The following is a 2,933-nucleotide window of genomic DNA, read 5'->3' as shown; positions in this document are numbered from 1 at the left end:
TCATAGAAGTCATAGAAAAGCGAAATAAAAAATAATGATTTAGTTAATTATTTCCATTATTCTTGAAGTCATCAATATGAATGTTAAACGAGTATAAAGTAAGTTCTCTTTTTTAAAAGAGGATAAGCTTTAAAGATAAATTTAGAAGTTTATTCATACAAAATTTTCCAATTAGCGATAAATTTTATAGTAACCATAAGATTTTTTATTGAAAAATGATTATAATGTAAAAATAGCAATAGGGAGACTCAAAACACAAAGAAACCTTTGGTATTGCCGGAAAAAGAAAAAGTAGTAAGAATTTTAAAAAATAATACGCTAAGAAATACAAAAGTATAATTTCCTAGTTTCTCTGGGATAAGTTGATATAAAATTTATTGTTCAATTTTATATCTTTAGTAATTTTACTTCGATCATTTTTAAATGAGTATTTATGGGGGGAGTTTTCTTATATCAAGAGAAGAGCATCTGGTGAGTAAAATATTTTCTGTCCCAGGGGGAACAAGAGATTAAAGTAGTATCTAAATATGGAATTTAGTTATGATTTCCATTTAATGTTACATCCTTGGCTGGGTTTTTGATTAGCGTCAATGGGTTTACCCACTAGTATATTCTCCAGTGTCTTTTTAAGGTCTTCTCCCGTTACAGGAATATCTCTACCCGGGGTGGAACGGTCAAAACGACCGTGATAAATACAAACAAGATTATGGTCAAATACATAAAAATCAGGAGTGCATTCTGCCTGATAAGCTTGAGCGATTTCTTGAGTTTCGTCGTAGAGATAAGGAAAAGGATAATCAAACTCTTCAGCTACGGCTTTCATTTTCTCAAAAGAATCTTCAGGATAATTTTTGACGTCGTTAGAATTAATAGCCACAAATTGCATACCCTTATCTTGATATTTTTTTGCTATTTCAACCATTTTTTTTTGGATGTGCTGAACAAAAGGACAGTGATTACAGATAAACATAATGACTGTAGCAATATTGGATTTTAGTTGGGCTAATGACTGTTTTTCATTACTTACAGCGTCAAGCAGATTAAAGCTTGGAGCTTTCATTCCTAATGGGATCATCTTTGATGAAGTTAAGGACATTATTTTTTCTCCTCATGTTTTATTGTTTTTATCCACTAATTCAGACTTCTCTTTTTATTGCTGAGACCTTCAATGAGATTTTAGCAAGTTAAGCATGAGCCACTAATACATACAAGATTTCTGAGTGAAAAATACTCTATAATATTATTTAGGTTAATTCTACCTCCCGTAAATCACAAAACCACATAGTGAGAAAATACTCATAAAATTTTTTAATGCTTTCATGCTTCTATTTAAAGAAGTAGGAAAGAATTTTACAAAAGTAAAATTATCTTGAATAGTGAGTATAATAGGTTGGATAAAGTAGCCACACCTAAGAAATAGGCATATCTTCTTTTTTTGGAGCGGCTTGAATTAATGCTCTTGTAATAGTAGTAGTTACTAAAAAATATCTACATTTGCTTTTTTAAATATTCACTAATTGAGATGGTTTATGATAGTTCCATTAGCGTTTATGATAGATATATTTCGATAAGTTTTTTATTACCCTAATCAATTCCAGATGGAGCGATAGACTTCTGTAAAGTAATTTTTATTATTTTTATTACTGCCTTGGACTAAATTATTAGCCAAGAGCACCACAGTGTATTCAACATGATTCAACACGATTATGGGAATGATACAAAAAAAACGAAAGTATAATTTTTATCTCATTAATCACTTTTATATTAGCTCCTGATTTTTTTATATTTTAATACTCTATCTTTTCATTGATATAAGAGTAAAGTTTTCATATATTCCTAACTCATATTTTTCTCTAAGAAAAGTTACATCTACTAAACAATAAAGCAGTCATAGTGACTCGATCCATAATCGTTATTGGGAGTGGTGGCTATTGGAAAGCAGTATACTGTGGTGTAGCCCAAATTTAAGGGAATGGATAACATATTCAAGATAAAACCAGCGTGAACGCACTGGTGCAAGAATGAGAAGAAAATAAAACAGTCTATTTATTTATATAAAAATTTTTAGATTTCAATATCAAAGCACTACCGAATTTGTAAATATAACCATTAATTATCTTAATCGCCTATTGATTAGTTTTTGAGTATTAATATTATTTTATTTATTAATAATGTTTTTTTAAATTATTAATAATCCTATTAAGTTATTTGTTACCACGCCATAATATTTCAAGTGTGTTACTCTGAACTAATATTTAAGAGTGAATAATGGTCGATTTCAACTTCAGAACCCATTTACTGTTAACATAAGCGATTCTTAAGGAATGTAAAATAGGGCAGAGTAAGTATAGCATGGGTTGTGAATATTGGTTTTTATATTCTTAAATTCCTTTAAAATACCTATAATTACTGCTGGGTCAGGTAGATTTATTAGTCTTTTTCTTTTAAAAAAGCGGTTGATCATGATTTAGAACTTAAAATAATACCTTAGGAAAGAAGTATTTTAGTAAATTAGCCAAATATAGATTTGATATTAACTGAAAATGAAATCAAGATTAATGAAGTTAAACCTTTTCCCTATGCATGAGCAATTTAAAATTGGTGCTATACATTACTACATATTGTCAAGATTTTTAATCCGTCTTGAAGATATTGTGCGACATGTGCGACATGTGTTATTAGCTATTATAAACTTCTAATATATCATAAAACTTACCAACGCAAAAATTTTATATATTTTTAAAGAGGTAATTTTGTCAACTTACAATCTATAAAGATTATAGATTGAGAGATAAGACGTTAAATAATCATGAATTCTCCCCTGGTCGAGTGGCTTCTTATTTAACAAAAATCACTGAGTGGCTTATATCTTTAGTGGAAGAAACTTTTTCCTTGTAAATTACAGATATATCTGGTAGTTTTTTTTATAATAC

The 2,933-nt window shown here is 28.9% G+C and carries 2 protein-coding genes; one reads left to right on the top strand and one right to left on the bottom strand.

Annotated elements, in window-relative coordinates:
- Positions 1-538: 538 nt before the first annotated feature.
- On the bottom strand, positions 539-1,096 hold the full coding sequence (locus CLERM_RS00060) for a thioredoxin family protein (RefSeq protein ID WP_102156599.1): 558 nt from the start codon (positions 1,094-1,096) through the stop codon (positions 539-541).
- 1,462 nt (positions 1,097-2,558) lie between these two features.
- On the opposite strand from CLERM_RS00060, the gene CLERM_RS03920 reads away from it, so the two are divergent.
- Positions 2,559-2,699 (top strand): hypothetical protein, encoded by a 141-nt coding sequence (locus tag CLERM_RS03920; RefSeq protein ID WP_157939809.1) that lies wholly within the window; start codon positions 2,559-2,561, stop codon positions 2,697-2,699.
- Positions 2,700-2,933: the final 234 nt, after the last annotated feature.

Source organism: Coxiella-like endosymbiont, from assembly GCF_002871095.1.
GTDB lineage: Bacteria > Pseudomonadota > Gammaproteobacteria > Coxiellales > Coxiellaceae > Coxiella.
Note: the sequence above shows the minus strand (reverse complement) of the source record. Positions and strands in the feature narration are given on the sequence as shown.